The sequence below is a fragment of the Thalassobaculum litoreum DSM 18839 genome (assembly GCF_900102465.1).
Lineage (GTDB): Bacteria > Pseudomonadota > Alphaproteobacteria > Thalassobaculales > Thalassobaculaceae > Thalassobaculum > Thalassobaculum litoreum.
The window spans coordinates 1-15,092 of record NZ_FNBW01000017.1; the positions used below are offsets into that span (position 1 = coordinate 1).

The following is a 15,092-nucleotide window of genomic DNA, read 5'->3' on the forward strand; positions in this document are numbered from 1 at the left end:
CCGCTCGTGGTGTCCTCACCCGACGGGACCGTATCGTCGCCGCCGGAGACAGTGTCCTCGACGGTTGGGGGCGGGGTCGGGTCGGGGGCGGTGCCGGACAGCGGGCTGGTGGCGGTCTCGTCGACCACGTCGTCGGTGCTGCTGCCGCGGGTGGTCGCGGTCGGCTGGGTGTCCTGGGTCGGGCCGGCGGTCGAGCCGGTCGTTCCCGACGTGCCGGGCTGAGCGGTGGTGTCCTGTCCGGTGTCCGTGCCGGTGCGGGTCTGGACGCCCGTGCCGGCGCCGACCTGCGTGCCGTCGGATGTCGCGTCCGTGCGGCCGATCCGGCCGTCGCCGGTCGAGCCGGATTGGCCGGCGCCGCTGTCCGCGTCGCGGCCGCCTCCGTCGCGCCCGGCGCTTCGGGTGTCGCGGCTGTCCTGATCCGAAGACGCAGCGGACCGTTGCGCCGCGCCGGGCAGAGGCGCACCCTCGCCAGGGCCCAGATCGTCGCCCGCCATGCCGCCGACGGCACCGCCATCGTCTCCGGCGGTGACCGATCCGTCCGAGCGGCCGGATGCCGCCGCTCCGGCCGAGGCGTCGTTTGGCGCGCCGCCGGTATCGGCCTCGGATGCGCCGGCCTGCTGGGCCGCCGCTCCGCCGGAGGCCGGGTCGTCGCCATCCGCCTGGGAGCCCGCTCCATCGCCGCCGCCCGGCCGGCCCGCGGAGGTCGCCGCCAGATCCCCGGCCCCGACCGTCCCGGAGGCCACGCCGCCGGTATCGCCCGGCCCGGATGTTCCGGACCCAATGGCCTGCCCACCGGTCTCTGCCGAACCCTCGCCGGCGGTTGACCGGTCGTTGCCGCCGATCCGCCCCTCGCCCCGGTCGCTCTCCGTACGCTCGGAGGCTTCGCGGCCGCCACGGTTCTGGGCGGCACCGCCCTGAGCCTGGGCCTCGCCGGTCTCGCCCTGACGTTCGGACTCGCTGCCCTGCCCCGTCCGGCGCGCCTCGGCCTCGCGGATGCTCACATCCTCGTTCTGGACGGTGCGCTGGTCGGACTGTTCGACCGTGGAGGTGTCGGGATTTCGCTGGGAGCCGAGATGGACATTGCCGTCGGCCGACCGCGGATCGTCGCCCTGGCCGGAGGTATCGGCGGACTCACCTTCGGGGGCGCCGGGCCGCTCCGAGCGCTGCGGAGTCTCGGTCGCACCGCCTTCCGCGATGCCGGTATCCGCCTCGGCATCCAAGTCCTGTCGATTGTCGGCCATGCAACGTCCCCCCTATCCCTGAGAGGACTATAGTACATTTTAGATCAAATACAATCTATTTACCCGGGCGACCGTGATTTCCCGCATTGCGGAAAGCGGAACCACGGTCCGTCGAAAGTATTCGGCCATAAAGATATGCAAACGACCGTATTGACCCCTGAAACCGCCCCGTCGGCTGCCTCGGGGCTCAACTGAAAACGGCCCCGCCCCCAGGCGGAACCGGGACGGAGCCGCGAAAAGGCCGGACTCAGAAGCGGTAGCCGACGCCCACACCGAAGACCCACGGATCGAGATCGGCATCGACCTCCACCGGGCCGGCCCCCAGATCGGCGGTCACCTTGGTGTCGAGGAACACCTTCTTGACGTCGACGTTCAGCGACCACGGGCCGGAGATCGCGTAGTCGAAACCGGCCTGCAGGGCGTAGCCGATGCCGTTGTCGTAGGAGATCGACTGCGCCGCACCGGACTTCTCGTTGTAGAAGAAGGTGTAGTTCAGGCCGGCGCCGATATAGGGGCTGAAGCGCTCCTTCGGCATGAAGTGGTACTGCACCGTCAGGGTCGGCGGCAGCAGCCAGACCGAGCCGAGGTCCACATCCGGGTTCTTCCAGTCGAGATCGTGCTTGGTCGTCGCCGCGATCAGTTCGACGGCGATGTTGTCGGTGATGAAATAGGAGAAATCGACTTCCGGCGCGTAGTCGTTGCTCAGCTCGCCCCCGCCGGTGGCGATGTCGTTGGTGGAGGTGCTTTCGTCCGGCACCATGGCGATGCCGCGGGCGCGGATCACGAAATCGCCCGCCGATTTGGGCTTGTACTCGACGGTCTGCGCCTGGGCCGCGCCGCCGATCGCCGTGAGGGCGCCCACTATCGCCGCGGTGGCTGCCATGACCGTCAGTTTCCCGGAGATACTCATGGATCCGTTCTTTCCTGGTGAGGTGGTCGATACGGGCTACTTGCGCCCGTCCGATCCCTCCGGCTTTGACCCAGATCAACACCGCACCCGCGAAGCCCCACATTTTTCGGGGCCGGAGCAGGAGAATCCGGAAGTGCTGGAAAATGCGGATGCGTTGAGCGCCAGCCGCTTACTCCCCCTTCTCCCCTCTCGTCTTCCCGGCCACGCGCCGGGATCGAGAATGGGAGCGACTGGATCGGTCGAGATACCCATGAGATGCGCCTGCAAGCGTCGCCCTCGGTCCCGGCGCGAGGCCGGGAAGACGGTGTAGAAGAAGGAGCGGCGATCGCGAGAGCAGGCGATAGGCCCGGTGACGGCGGACTTGATGACGGCGGGCTAGGCGATGGCGGGCTAGGAGGCGGCGGGCGCGGCCGAGCCGGGGCTAGTATTGGACCGTGAAGATCCGCGTCACGGCGATGGTGACGAGTTCCAGGTACAGGATCATCGCTGCCAGCATGCCGTAGCGCTGGACGTCACTCATGCCCTTGGACTTGCGGCGCCGCGCGGCGGTGGCGAAGCTCGACCACTTCGCGGTGACGAAGGCGATCTTCTGGTGCTCCGCCGACTGCCACCACTGCAGACTGAGGATGATCAGCACGGTGAGAATGCTGCACAGCCAGATGATCACCAGCAGATACTGGGAGAGCTGCGGATCGCTCCACTTGGTGACCACGCCGTAGCCGGTGACGGCGATGGCGCCGGCGCTGAAGTACAGCAGCGAGCGCCACATCTGCTCCTTGGCGAAGCGAATGTTGTCCGAGGCGTCGCGATAGATCGCGATGAACTCCGCATGTGTCAGGTCGTCGAGCGCGCTCGGATCGTTGTCGACAGGGTTAAAGGGATCGTCCTCCACCTCCTCCTCGGCGCGATGCGGAGACGGGGACCCTCCCGGCTTCGGGCGCAGGTCTCGAGCCATCGGATATCCTCCAGCCAGACGTCAGGCGAACCAGCCAGCGGAAAGTCTGCGCTCAAGGCCCCGAAGTTGCAAACCCGGGCGGTGACGCTCTCAGTAATCGAACCCGGAGGCAGCCTTTATGCCGGCATCGAAGGGATGCTTCACCTTGGTCATCTCGGTGACCAGATCGGCCGACTCGATCAGCGCCGCCGGCGCGTCGCGGCCGGTGACGATCACGGTGGTGCGCGGATGCCGGCCGGCCAGGGCCTCCACCACGTCGGCCACCTCCAGGTACTCGTAGCGCAGGGCGATGCTCAGCTCGTCCAGCACCACCAGGTCATATTCGCCGCCGGTGAACATCTCCTGGGCCGCGTCCCACGCCGCCTTGGCGGCCCGGATATCCTGGTCGCGGTCCTGGGTGTCCCAGGTGAAACCGTCGCCCATGCGCTTGAAGGTCAGCAGGTCGGGGAAGCGCTTGAAGAACTCGTTCTCGCCGGTCTTCCAGGTGCCCTTGATGAACTGCACCACGCCCACGGACCGGCCCCAGCCGAGCGCGCGGATGATGGTGCCGAAGGCGGCGGTCGACTTGCCCTTGCCGTCGCCGGTGTGGACGGCGAGCAGGCCGCGCTCGGATTTCTGCTTCATCTTCATGCGGGCGCGATGCTCGGCCTGCACCCGCTTCATCTCGGCGCGGTGGGCCTCGGCGCGATGGGTCTCGGCGCGGGCGGAATCCTCTGTCTCGGTCATGGTATCCTTCCTGGTCAGTCGGAGATGAGCGCGACGGTCAGGGCTGTCGCGATCAGGGCGACCCAGACCCGGCGGGCGAGTTGCAGCGCGCGGGACAGGTCGGAGGTATCGGCATCCTCGCGGCCGGAGCCGAACCAGGCGCCATCCACCTGCTCGGCGCCGTAACGGCGCGGACCGCCGAGCCGGATGCCCAGCGCCCCGGCCATGGCGGCTTCCGGCCATCCGGCATTGGGCGACAGGTGCCGGCGGGCATCGCGGCGGGCGGTGGACCAGGCCTCACCTGCCCGTCCTTCCCGCGTCGCGGCCAGGGCCAGCAGCGCGGCGGTGAGGCGAGCCGGGATCCAGTTTGCCAGATCGTCAAGCCGGGCCGCCGCCCAGCCGAAGGCCTGATAGCGCGCGTTGCGATGGCCGATCAGGCTGTCGGCGGTGTTGATCGCCTTATAGGCCACCAGTCCCGGGAGCCCGGCGACCGCGAACCAGAACACGGGAGCCACGAACCCGTCGGACAGGTTCTCCGCCAGGCTCTCGATGGCGGCGCGGGCGACGGCGGGGCGGTCGAGCGACGCCGTCTCGCGCCCGACGATCCGGCCGACGGCCGAGCGGGCCGCTGTCAGATCTTCCGGGCCGTCCATCGCCTCGGCGACGACCCCCACCTGGTCGAGCAGATCGCGTCCGGCCAACAGGGTGGAGGCGAGCGCGATCAGCAGCAGCGTGCCCATCGGCCCGTCGAGCAGCCGCGCCAACCCCACGCCCAGGGCGGTCCAGCCGCCGACATAGACGACCAGACTCACGACCCCCAGCGTCCGGCGGCGGCTGTCGGCATCCTCCGGCCGGTTCAGTCGGGTCTCCAGCGCCACGAGGCTGCGGGCCATGAGCGTGACCGGATGCGGGACGCGGGCGTAGAGCGACCGGGGATCGCCGGTCACCGCGTCCAGCGCCATGGCACCTGCGATCACGACCGCGCTCACCGGGCGGCCTCCAGCAGGGCATCCACGTCCAGATGTGCCTCCAGCGCGATGGCCAGGGCATCCAGGGCCGTGTCCACCTGCTCGGCGAACACCAGGCCCGGGGTGCCGGACAGACCGGCGAACTGCAGATACCTGGCTCGGAACGCATCGTCGCCGAGCATGCCGTGCAGATAGGTGCCGACAACCAGGCCGTCGGAGGACAGGATACCGATGGTCTCGCCGGCACGCTCCAGGAAGGCGCGGGCCAGCCCCGGCCCGGTCGTGCGCCCGGCATGGATCTCGTAGCCGGTGGCCTCCGCGTCCAGGAGGGCGCTGCGGCACACCGCGTTGCGCACGGTCTTGGCCGGTTCGATGACGGTCTCGACGTCGAGCAGGCCGAGCCCCGCCTCCTCGCCCGCCGGCCCCTCGATGCCGTCCGGGTCGCGCACCCAGGTCCCGAGCATTTGGTAGCCGCCGCACAGGCCGAGCACCCGGCCGCCCCGGCGCACATGGGCGCGGATGTCGATGTCCCAGCCCTGGGCCTTCAGAAACCGCAGGTCCGACAGGGTCGACTTGGTACCCGGCAGCACCACGAGGGCGGCATCGCCCGGCAAGGGGGTGCCCGGCGGGCAGAACCGCACGTCGAAGGCCGGATCGGCCCGCAGCGGATCGAGGTCGTCGAAGTTGGCGATGCGGGAAAACATCGGCACGGCGACGACGATGCGGCCGTCCTCCCCGGCCCGCCCCTGCTCCAGTACCACCGCGTCCTCGGCCGGCAGCGCCTTGATCTGCGGCAGGAAGGGCACGACGCCGAAGCTGCGCCAGCCGGTGCGCTCGGCGATCATGGCGAGCCCGTCGTCGAACAGACGCGGGTCGCCGCGGAACAGGTTGACGATGAAGCCGGCCACCATCTCCCGATCGGCGGAATCCAGCACCGCCTGGGTCCCCACCAGGGCGGCGATCACCCCGCCCCGGTTGATGTCGCCCACCAGCACCACCGGCGTTCGGGTCGGCACGGCGAAGCCCATATTGGCAATGTCGCCATGGCGCAGATTGGCCTCGGCCGCACTGCCGGCCCCTTCCACCACGACGATATCGGCCTGGGCCTTCAGGTGCTCGAAGCTCTCGATAACCGGGGCCAGCAGCGATCCGCGCGTGCTCCAGTACTGCCGCGCCTCCGCGACCTCCAGCGCCCGGCCGCGCAGGACGACCTGGGAGCCGGTGTCGCTGTTCGGCTTCAGCAGGACCGGGTTCATGTGGACACTCGGCGCGACACCGCAGGCCAGGGCCTGGAGCCACTGGGCCCGGCCGATCTCGCCGCCGCCACCTTCCGCGTCGTCGGCCACGGCGGCGTTGTTGGACATGTTCTGCGGCTTGAACGGCCGCACGGTCAGTCCGCGCCGCACGAACGCGCGGCACAGCCCGGCGGTCAGCACCGACTTGCCGACATCGGAGCCCGTCCCCTGGAGCATCAGCGCCCGGCCGGTCATCGCCCCCGCCTCATCGCGACGCCATCCAGGAGCGCTGGACGATCCAGATGAAGACCGGCGCGCCGATCAGGGCGGTGACCACGCCGAGCTGGAGCCGCTCGCCGCCGGTCGGGATCCGGGTGAGCAGGTCGGCCAGGGTGATCAGCACAGCGCCGCCCAGCGCGCTCGCCACCAATACCCGTCCAGGCCGGTAGCCGACGAAGGGCCGGACCATATGCGGGACCACCAGTCCGACGAAACCGACGGCGCCGCACACCGCGACCATGGCGCCGACCGAGGCCGACACACCGAGCACCACCCGCCAGCGCAGACGGCCGACATCGATGCCGAGCGACCGGGTCGTCTCCTCGCCCAGGCTCAGCGCGTCGAGGCCGCGCCCGATGGTCGCCATGGCGGCCCAGCCGAGCAGCACGAAGGGCGCGGCGATGGCGAGGTCGGTGGTGGTGCGGTTCTCCAGCGAGCCGAGCAGCCACAGGATCATGTCGCGCAGGGTGATCGGATCGGGCGCGAGGTTGAAGGCGAGCGAGGTCAGCGCCGTCGCCAGGCTGGAGATGCCGATGCCGGTCAGGATCAGCACCAGCAGGCTGTCGTTGCGGGCCGCCACGGCAAACAGCAGCACCGTCGCCACCGCCGCTCCCGCGATGGCCGCCAGCGGCACCATCAGCACCGAGATCGCGGCAAGGCCGAAGCCGATCGCCACCACCGCGCCGAACCCAGCGGCCGCCGTCACGCCGATCACCCCCGGATCGGCCAGCGGATTGCGCAGCAGACCCTGGAGTGCGGCCCCGGAGAAACCGAGCACCGCCCCCAGCAATATGCCGAGGGCCACGCGGGGCAGGCGCAGCTCGAAGACGATGATCCGCTCCACCTCTCCGCCGCCGCCGAGCAGGGCCGACAGCACGTCGGCGGGCGACAGCGGCGCAGCGCCGATGCACAGGGACACCAGGGCCGCCGCGAGCAGCACCACGGCCAGCACGGGCAGCAGGACCCGGTCGCCGATCTCCACCGCCCCGCTCATCGCGTACCGTCCAGGGTCGCGCGGATGTATTCGGCCGCATCGACGGAGAACAGGCCGCTGCAGGACAGGAACCTTCCGGGCACCGGCACCGTGCGCACGGCCCCCATCATCCGGGCCAGACGCGGATGGCGCGCCGGCGACCAGGAGGAGCGGGACACGTCGGCGTCGTCGAAGAAGCTGCCGATGAAGACGTCCGGCGGGTTCATCAGGAGTTCCTCCAGCGAGACCGTGCGCCAGCCGCGATAGCCCAGCTCGGCGGCCATGTTCTCCAGCCCGGCGAGCCGGATCATGCCGTCCACATCGGTGCCGGCCCCGCCGGTGGTGCCGCTGGGCGTCAGGTAGAGTGCGCGCAGGTTCAGCCGTGGTCTGGCCTCCAGGGCGGCGATGCGGGCGCGCTGGTCGGCGATCAGTCCGGAGGCCTCGTCCGCGCGACCCAACGCCGACGCCACCTTGGTCAGGTTGCCGAAGATGGTCTCGGTGTCGTGACCGTAGAGGATGTTGACCGTGTCGACGCCGACGCGTTCAAGCATCGAGACCAGCCGCTGGTTGCCGCCCCAGAACCGCACCACCAGATCCGGCCCGGCATGCAGGATGGCCTCGGCCACCGGCTCGACCACAGGCACGTCGGCGGCCCGCTCCCGGTGATAGGAGAAGGCCTGGCGGGCGCGGGGCGACACGCCATGGATCTGCCCCCGGTCGGCCAGCGCCAGCACATACTGGTCGGCGCAGTAGTCAATGGACACCACGGCGGGGGTGGATGGCGCCGCGGCGGCCGGGCCCGCCCAGAGCAGGCCGGCGACCAACGCGAGCACCATCCGCCTCATGGCCTAGCGCCGGTAGGTCAGGCGTAGGAAGAACGCCCGGCCCTGCTGGTTGTAATAGGCCGCCGTCTTGTAGTCCTCGTCGAACAGGTTGGAGAGCTTGACGTCCACGCCCCAGTTCTCCGTCGCCTCCCAGCTCGCGCGCAGATCGAGGGTGGTATAGGCGTCCAGCTTGGTGGTGTTGGCCAGATTGTCGTAGCGCTCGCTCTCGTGATGGACGTCGCCGCCGACCGCAAACTCACCGAGACCCAGGCCGAGACCGCCCAGCGCCCGGTCGACGGACAGGGTGTAGACCTGCTCGGCCCGACGCGGCAACTGGTTGCCGTCATTGGCGCCGCCCGACGCGTTCACCGGGTCGAGGAAGGTGGCGCCGGCCGACAGCAGGAAGCCCGCCACCTCGCCCGAGGCGGTCAGCTCCAGGCCGGTGATCCGCGCCTTATCGACATTGGCCGGGGCGAAGATCGAGCTGTCATAGGCGATCAGGTCGTCGATCTCGGTGTGGAACAGGTTCGCCCCCAACTCGAAGCCGCCGACCTTGGCCGCCAGGCCGATCTCGGCGCTCTCCGAGCGCTCCGGCTCCAGGTCCTCGTTGCCGAAACCCGGATAATACAGATCGTTGAAGGACGGCGCCTTGAACGCGGTGCCATAGGAGGCCGTCGCCCGCAGGTTATCGGTGATCCGGTAGCCATAGGCGGCACCGCCGGTCAGATGACCGCCGAACTGCTCGTTCTCGTCCACCCGGCCGCTGAGCTGGACGGTGTGGCGGCCGAACTCGGCCCGGTGCTGGGCGAACACGCCCGTATTGTCGCGGCTGTCCTCCACATAGTCGGTCGAGCCACCGACCAGATCGCGCTGGAAGTCGGCGCCTAGCGTCGTCACCTGATCTTCCAGAAGATAGAGATCATTCTGCAAAGACAGTGAGTTGCGCTCTGTTTCAAACGTCGATTCGTATGTTCCATCGAGGAAGTTATCGGCGTCGTCCACGGTGTGGCCGGCGGCGACGGTCACATCCCAGAAGTCGGTCGGCGAGGCCAGGGCACGCAGACCGAGCACATAATTCACCGCCTCGGATTCGTTGGAGGTCGAGCCGTCGTACTCGTTCTCACTCGTCGCATAAAGACCGGTCGCTTCCATCTTGATACCATTAGAGAAAGCGTAGTCGAGCGCGCCAGTTACCGAGCTCCGCTCGAAGCCGTCCTTGTCCGGCTGGTTGGCGAAGCAGCCGCCGCCTGGAACGGTCGTGCCGTTGCCGCAGGAGTTGATGCCGTCGGTGCGGATGTAGTTGGTGCTGGCCGAAAAGCCGATACCGGAGGCCCGGCCGGAGAAGCCAGCGGTCCCTTCCATCGTATCGTTGCTGCCATAGCCGACGCTGGCATGGGCGCGGGTCGTCTCGGTCGGCTTGCGGGTGAAGATCTGGATGATGCCGCCCAGCGCCTCGGAGCCGTAGAGGTGGGAGCGCGGGCCGCGCACGACCTCGATCCGTTCCACGTCGTCGATCGACAGACTCTCGAAATTGAAGGTGCCGAGCGTCGCCGAGCCGACCTTCACGCCGTTGATCAGCACCAGCACGTGGTCGCTCTCGGCACCGCGCAGGAAGACCGAGGTCGCCTTGCCCACCCCGCCGTTGTTGGTCAGGGTCAGGCCCGGTACCCGGCGCAGGGCATCCGGCACGGAGCGGATCTGGCGGCGCTCGATCTCCTCGCGGGTGATCACACTGACCGGCGCCAGGGTCTCGTCGGCGGTCTCCGCGATGCGCGAGGCGGTGACGATCACCTCGTCCGACGTGCTCACGGCGGCCCGCTCGCCGGCCGCCACCTGTTGGCCCCCAATCTGCTGGGCCTGCCCCGGGAGCGCCCCGGCGGCCATCAGAGCGGCGACCAGCGCTGCTCCTGTCAGGGATCGGCCCGTGATCAGGCGGTTCTCGAAAGTCATTCCATCCTCCTCGTCCGACGCACACCCGCGCGGCGTTGCAAAGCGACATCGACGGAAGGGATGGAAGGGGACGGCCCGGGACACGGGTCCACGGCCGAACCCGATCATCGCGCCCCGCGATATCGAGGTTTCACGCCGTGGCCGGTCTCCGGACTCGCGAGGGCGGACCCGGGGGTCCAGATCGTGCCGCGCCTTCCCATGCCATGTCGGCACAGTGGCGTTCTGCGACGGATCAACCTCGCCTACCGTTGCGGGGGCAGTGCCGGAGTCTGACCGGCTTCCCGTTTCATCCCGACCCAGTTTCGTGGGTCGGGACACCACATGCGATTGACGGCCGGACGCTACGGTCGAGGGGTCGGCCTGTCAATCTTCGCTTTGACGTCATAGGGTTCCGTTGAACCATCGACCCTTTAGACAACCGGAACGCGGGAGCCTTCGAATGACCGGCCCGACCCCAGTCCGTGCCATCCTCGCCGCCGCGCTGGCCCTTCTGATTTCGCTGACGGCGCCGGCGCTCGCCCAGAGTTCGGATCCAACGCCGGACTCGACGGCTGACTTCGCGCCGGACCCGGTCGTTGCGGCGTTCCTCGCCGCACGGGCGGACGGGTATGCCTGGGTCGAGGAGAATGAGGTCCCGACGCTCAATGCCAAGGGTGCCGCCGTCGTCCGGGTCCTGGAACGGGCAGAGCGCCAAGGTCTGCGTCCGGCCGATTTCACGCTTCCCGCCGCCGACTCGCCGGAGAGCCTGGACCAGGCGGTCAGCCGGACGCTGCTGCGTTATCTGACCGACCTGCAGGCCGGCCGGGTGGCACCGAAGAAGGTCGATCCCGAGCTGTTCGTGTTCCCGCGCGACGTCGACGGGCTGGCGCTGCTGGACGCGGTGCATGCCGCGCCCGAAACCGCCAAGGCGATGGCCGATCTGGCGCCGGGCAATCCGATCTACCGCCGCCTGCGCCGGCTGCTGTTGGACTACCGCGCGCTGGCCCGCTCCGGCGGCTGGCACCCGGTGCCGGAGGGTCCGACCCTGAAACCGGGCATGACCGATCCCCGGGTTTCCGAAGTGCGGCGCCGCCTCTCCTCCACCGCCGACCTGACGCCGGCCTCCGGAGCGACGGACCTCTACGACCCGGCCCTGGAAAGCGCCGTGCGCCAGTTCCAGCGCCGCCACGGGCTGGATGCCGACGGCGCCATCGGCGCCAAGACGGTGGCGGCGATGAACGTGCCGGTGCGGGACCGCGTCCGTCAAATCGTGCTCAACATGGAACGGTTCCGCTGGATGCCGGACGAATTCGGCGACGACCACGTGTTCGTCAACATGGCCGGATTCGAGCTCGACTATGTGGTCGGCGGGGTGACCCGGCTGGCCATGCGGGTGATCGTCGGCCGCCCCTACCGGGAGACGCCGGTCTTCAGCGACACGATCCGCTACCTGGAGTTCAACCCGACCTGGAGCGTGCCGGCGAAGATCGCGGCCCAGGACCTGCTGCCGAAGATCAAGAAGGATCCGTCCTACCTGACGGCGGGCGGCTACGAGCTCTATGCCGGCTACCAGGACGGCGCGCCGCAGGTCGACCCGGCCAGCGTCGACTGGGCCGCCATCCCCAAGGGCCGGTTCCCCTACCGCCTGCGCCAGGCGCCGGGCGAGAAGAACGCCCTGGGTCAGGTGAAGTTCATGTTCCCCAACCAGTTCGACGTCTATCTGCACGACACCCCGGCGCGCGAACTGTTCGCCAAGTCGGTCCGCAACTTCAGCTCGGGCTGCATCCGGCTGCAGAAGCCGATCACCCTGGCCGAGGTGATGCTGGCCGCCGACGGCCAGGACCCCACACAGGTCCGAAAGATCCTCGACGGCAAGAAGACCGCCCGGGTCAACCTGAAGACCCCCGTGCCGGTGCACCTGACCTATCTGACCGCCTGGATCGGCGAGGGCGGCACCGTGGAATTCCGCGACGACATCTATGGCCGCGACTCCCTGCTGGCGAACGCGCTGGGATTGATCTGACGGCGACGAAAACGCTTGCGCGCCGGCGCGAACCGAAGGAAAGAGGTTTTCTCGCGCCTCGGCGCCTCGGAGACCATCGGACATGACGGAACACTTCGCTTCCTCGCCCCGACGCCGGGTTACGCGACGGGCTGCCCTGGGCGCTTTGGCACTGCTGATGACCGGCGGCACGCCGGCCCGCTCGGCCATCGTCGCGGCGCACGACACCCGCAAGCTGAAGATCGAGCACCTGCATACCGACGAGCGGCTCGACATCACCTATTTCCGCAACGGCCGCTACGACACCGAGGCGCTGCGCAAGATCAACTACTGTCTGCGCGACCACCGCGACGGGACGGTCCATGCGATCGACACCCGGGTGCTGGACTACCTGCACGACCTGACGTTCCGGCTCGACATCACCCAGCGCATCGGCATCGTCTGCGGCTACCGCTCACCCAAGACCAACGAGGCGCTCCGGGCCAACAGTTCGGGCGTGGCCAAGCGCAGCCTGCACATGCAGGGCATGGCGCTGGACATCCGCGTGCCCGGCCTGCGGGTGAGCACCATCGCCAAGGCAGCGATCGCCATGAACCGTGGCGGCGTCGGCCTCTATTCCCGCTCCAATTTCGTCCATATCGACTGCGGCGAGCCACGGACCTGGGGGGCGTGATCCGCCCCGCCCTGCCCGCCTCTCAGGGGCAGGCCTCCCCCAGGGAATAGGTGTAGCTGGCCGCCTCGCCGGCAGCGCCGCTGACATGGTCAAAGGTCAGCGCGTCACCGTTCCGGGTGACGCGAAAGCACCCTTCCCGACCCCCGGCCCAGTCGTTGTTCCAGGTACGGCAGTACAGACCGTCCTCGGTGACCCGCCAGACGCCGGCGGCATCCTCGCGCCGCGCCCCGGCCAAGACCACCGCCTCCAAGCTGCCGTCGCGTCCGTGGCGGGCGGTATAGCGCCACTGGCCCAGCAGCCGCGTACCGCAGCGGGTGAGCGCGTTGCCGGTCACGGTCTCACGGATCTGCTCCGCGCTCAGCACGCCAGAACGGGGTTCGTTTCCGGCGCAGGACGCCAGGATGGCGGCGAGAAGCACCGCGGACACCGCGCCGAAGCGCCGGCCGGCGGCTGGGTATCCGAGCAGGCATCTCATTTCTCTCAATACCTTTCGAAATTAACAGAACTTTTCGGCAAATTCGTATAATGGCCGAGTTACAGACCGTCTTTTCCGCAGGCTTTCCGGTCGGTTCCAGGCCGACAGGGCTTCGCGCTGAAACTAGGTACCGCAGGCATGTTGAGCGTCCCTCTCCCCAGCAATGAGAAAAATCGGCTGACCCAGCTCATCTGGTTCCAGATCCTGGATACGCCGCCCGAAGAAGGCTTCGACCGTATAGCACGAATGGCCGCACGGGTCATGGACACGCCGATCTCAGCGGTCTCCCTGGTCGACCGCGACCGGCAGTGGTTCAAATCCGCCTGTGGGCTGTCGATCAGCGAGACGGGGCGTGATGTCTCCTTCTGCTCCTACACGATTCTGCAGCGCACGCCGATGGTCGTGGAGGACACTCTGGAAGACCCGCGCTTCAAGGAGAATCCCCTGGTGATCGGTGCGCCCCATATCCGCGCCTATGCCGGCGTGCCGTTGATCACAGAGGACGGATTCGCGCTGGGCTCGCTCTGCGCCGTCGACACGAGGCCGCGACACTTCACCGACGACCAGATGGAGGCCCTGAAGGATCTCGCGGAAACGACGATGGACCTGATGCGCTACCGGCTGCTGCGCACCAACATGCAGCAGGCGACCGGCATGTTCTCGTCCCAGGTCAGCCACGAGATCCGCACGCCGCTGAACGCCATCGTCGGCTTCTCCGAGGCGCTGTGCAGCGGGGTCTATGACGCCGATCCACAGCGCGCCCGCGAATATCTGGACATCATCGCCCGCGCGGGCCGCGACCTCGACGAGACCCTGGGGCGGCTGCTCGACGAACCGGGCGACCGCGCCGACAAGCTTTAGGCTTTCAGGCGTGGGCTGCCTGTTTCTGTGCCGCCCTCTTCGCTCCCGCCAGGGCGAGCTCGTCGAACCCGGCTTCGTCTTCGGCGAGCTGGGTGGCGAGGTCGGCGCGCATGCGGGGGTCCCAGAAATCGATGATGTGCTGGGCCACCCCGGCAACCGCCTCCTCCCGGGGGTAGGGCCGGTGGAAGTCGGCGATCTGATTGGTCATGCGGACAATGTCCTGGCGTTTCATGCCACCTGCTCCGTGCGTGTGTTCGCTCCCGGCTCGAAAACCATGATCCCGTCGCCGGCAAGGCTCGCCAGCCCCATGCCGCAGCGCCCGGCCACGTCGATCGCCAGCTTGCTGGGCGCCGACACCGCGGCCAGGAACGGCGCGCCGGCGACCGCGGCCTTCTGAACCAGTTCGACGCTGATCCGGCTCGACATCAGGATGAAGCCGTCGCGGGCATCCAGGCCGTCGCGGGCGAGCGAGCCGATCAGTTTGTCCAGCGCGTTGTGCCGGCCGATATCCTCGCGCACCCGCTCGATACGCCCATCCGACCGGCAGAACGCGGCGGCGTGGGTGGAGTGGTTGGTGCGGTTCATCACCTGGACGTCGCGCAGGGCGTCGTAGGCCCGGGTCAGCGCCTCGGCCTCCGGCGTACGGCCCTGCACCCGGGGCGGGCGCGGCACCGCCGCCTCGATGGTCTGCGCACCGCAGATGCCGCAGCCCGAACGGCCGGCGATGGTGCGCTTGCGGTCCTGGGCGGCTTCGGCATGGCGGGCGGCGACCCGCAGGTTCAGCAGATAGCCGTCCCCCGCCTCGCCGATCCGCAGGCTCTCGATCCTGGCGGCCGAGGGGACGATGCCTTCGGTCAGCGCGAAGCCGACGGCGAAATCCTCCAAATCGGCCGGGGTCGCCATCATCACGGCGAAGCTGTCGCCGTTGACCAGCACCGCGACGGGCGTCTCCTGCGGCACCTGCCAGGCCTGCGGACGCGCGTCGCCCCCGGTCACCAGACGACCGGTGACCTCGGGCGAGACCTCGCTCGCCTTGCCGTCGAGGCGCCGGATCTCCACGGC

The 15,092-nt window shown here is 68.9% G+C and carries 14 protein-coding genes, 1 pseudogene and 1 riboswitch; of the genes and pseudogenes, 3 read left to right on the top strand and 12 right to left on the bottom strand.

Annotated elements, in window-relative coordinates; genetic code table 11:
• The 9 genes and pseudogenes from BLS34_RS21465 to BLS34_RS21505 form a co-directional block, all read right to left on the bottom strand.
• Nucleotides 1–1,241 (bottom strand): annotated as a pseudogene (locus BLS34_RS21465) (hypothetical protein); the annotation flags it as partial.
• A 247-nt stretch (nucleotides 1,242–1,488) separates the two neighbouring features.
• Nucleotides 1,489–2,151: an OmpW/AlkL family protein gene (locus BLS34_RS21470; RefSeq protein WP_028792512.1), complete on the bottom strand. Its 663-nt coding sequence runs from the start codon at nucleotides 2,149–2,151 to the stop codon at nucleotides 1,489–1,491.
• A gap of 421 nt (nucleotides 2,152–2,572) precedes the next feature.
• Nucleotides 2,573–3,106, bottom strand: a complete 534-nt coding sequence (locus BLS34_RS21475) for a hypothetical protein (protein WP_139189420.1) — start codon at nucleotides 3,104–3,106, stop codon at nucleotides 2,573–2,575.
• 90 nt (nucleotides 3,107–3,196) lie between these two features.
• Nucleotides 3,197–3,832 carry a cob(I)yrinic acid a,c-diamide adenosyltransferase gene (gene cobO, locus BLS34_RS21480; RefSeq protein WP_093153740.1) on the bottom strand — a complete coding sequence of 212 codons (636 nt, stop codon included), beginning with the start codon at nucleotides 3,830–3,832 and terminating at the stop codon, nucleotides 3,197–3,199.
• A gap of 14 nt (nucleotides 3,833–3,846) precedes the next feature.
• Complete coding sequence (gene cbiB, locus BLS34_RS21485) at nucleotides 3,847–4,800, bottom strand: adenosylcobinamide-phosphate synthase CbiB (RefSeq protein WP_245702118.1); 954 nt, start codon at nucleotides 4,798–4,800, stop codon at nucleotides 3,847–3,849.
• Entirely contained in the window at nucleotides 4,797–6,269 is a 1,473-nt protein-coding gene (locus tag BLS34_RS21490) for a cobyric acid synthase (protein ID WP_093153742.1), read from the bottom strand. The genes cbiB and BLS34_RS21490 overlap by 4 nt, the downstream gene beginning before the upstream one ends.
• Before the next feature lie 10 nt (nucleotides 6,270–6,279).
• Entirely contained in the window at nucleotides 6,280–7,287 is a 1,008-nt protein-coding gene (locus tag BLS34_RS21495; RefSeq protein ID WP_028792517.1) for a FecCD family ABC transporter permease, read from the bottom strand.
• On the bottom strand, nucleotides 7,284–8,099 hold the full coding sequence (locus tag BLS34_RS21500) for an ABC transporter substrate-binding protein (RefSeq protein ID WP_175474331.1): 816 nt from the start codon (nucleotides 8,097–8,099) through the stop codon (nucleotides 7,284–7,286). The genes BLS34_RS21495 and BLS34_RS21500 overlap by 4 nt, the downstream gene beginning before the upstream one ends.
• Nucleotides 8,100–8,114: 15 nt before the next feature.
• Nucleotides 8,115–10,040, bottom strand: a complete 1,926-nt coding sequence (locus BLS34_RS21505) for a TonB-dependent receptor domain-containing protein (protein WP_175474332.1) — start codon at nucleotides 10,038–10,040, stop codon at nucleotides 8,115–8,117.
• Nucleotides 10,041–10,162: 122 nt separating this feature from the next.
• Nucleotides 10,163–10,372: riboswitch (cobalamin riboswitch) on the bottom strand.
• Between the two features lie 107 nt (nucleotides 10,373–10,479).
• Between BLS34_RS21505 and BLS34_RS21510 the strand changes: the two genes are divergently transcribed.
• Together BLS34_RS21510 and mepK are read left to right on the top strand one after the other, a co-directional pair.
• Nucleotides 10,480–12,042 (top strand): L,D-transpeptidase family protein, encoded by a 1,563-nt coding sequence (locus tag BLS34_RS21510; RefSeq protein ID WP_093153750.1) that lies wholly within the window; start codon nucleotides 10,480–10,482, stop codon nucleotides 12,040–12,042.
• 82 nt (nucleotides 12,043–12,124) lie between these two features.
• Nucleotides 12,125–12,694 (top strand): peptidoglycan L,D-endopeptidase MepK, encoded by a 570-nt coding sequence (gene mepK / locus BLS34_RS21515; RefSeq protein ID WP_175474333.1) that lies wholly within the window; start codon nucleotides 12,125–12,127, stop codon nucleotides 12,692–12,694.
• A 22-nt stretch (nucleotides 12,695–12,716) separates the two neighbouring features.
• On the opposite strand, the gene BLS34_RS21520 is transcribed toward mepK, so the two are convergent.
• Nucleotides 12,717–13,169 carry a hypothetical protein gene (locus BLS34_RS21520; protein WP_093153755.1) on the bottom strand — a complete coding sequence of 151 codons (453 nt, stop codon included), beginning with the start codon at nucleotides 13,167–13,169 and terminating at the stop codon, nucleotides 12,717–12,719.
• Between the two features lie 138 nt (nucleotides 13,170–13,307).
• Between BLS34_RS21520 and BLS34_RS21525 the strand changes: the two genes are divergently transcribed.
• A complete protein-coding gene (locus tag BLS34_RS21525; protein WP_093153758.1) occupies nucleotides 13,308–14,030 on the top strand; it encodes a GAF domain-containing sensor histidine kinase in 723 nt (240 codons plus the stop codon).
• Between the two features lie 4 nt (nucleotides 14,031–14,034).
• Here BLS34_RS21525 and BLS34_RS21530 read toward each other — a convergent pair whose 3' ends face one another.
• Complete coding sequence (locus BLS34_RS21530) at nucleotides 14,035–14,262, bottom strand: formate dehydrogenase subunit delta (protein ID WP_028792521.1); 228 nt, start codon at nucleotides 14,260–14,262, stop codon at nucleotides 14,035–14,037.
• Nucleotides 14,259–15,089, bottom strand: coding sequence for a formate dehydrogenase accessory sulfurtransferase FdhD (gene fdhD / locus BLS34_RS21535; RefSeq protein ID WP_175474335.1), 831 nt, complete (start codon nucleotides 15,087–15,089; stop codon nucleotides 14,259–14,261). Before fdhD ends, BLS34_RS21530 begins: the two co-directional genes overlap by 4 nt.
• Between the last annotated feature and the right edge of the window lie 3 nt (nucleotides 15,090–15,092).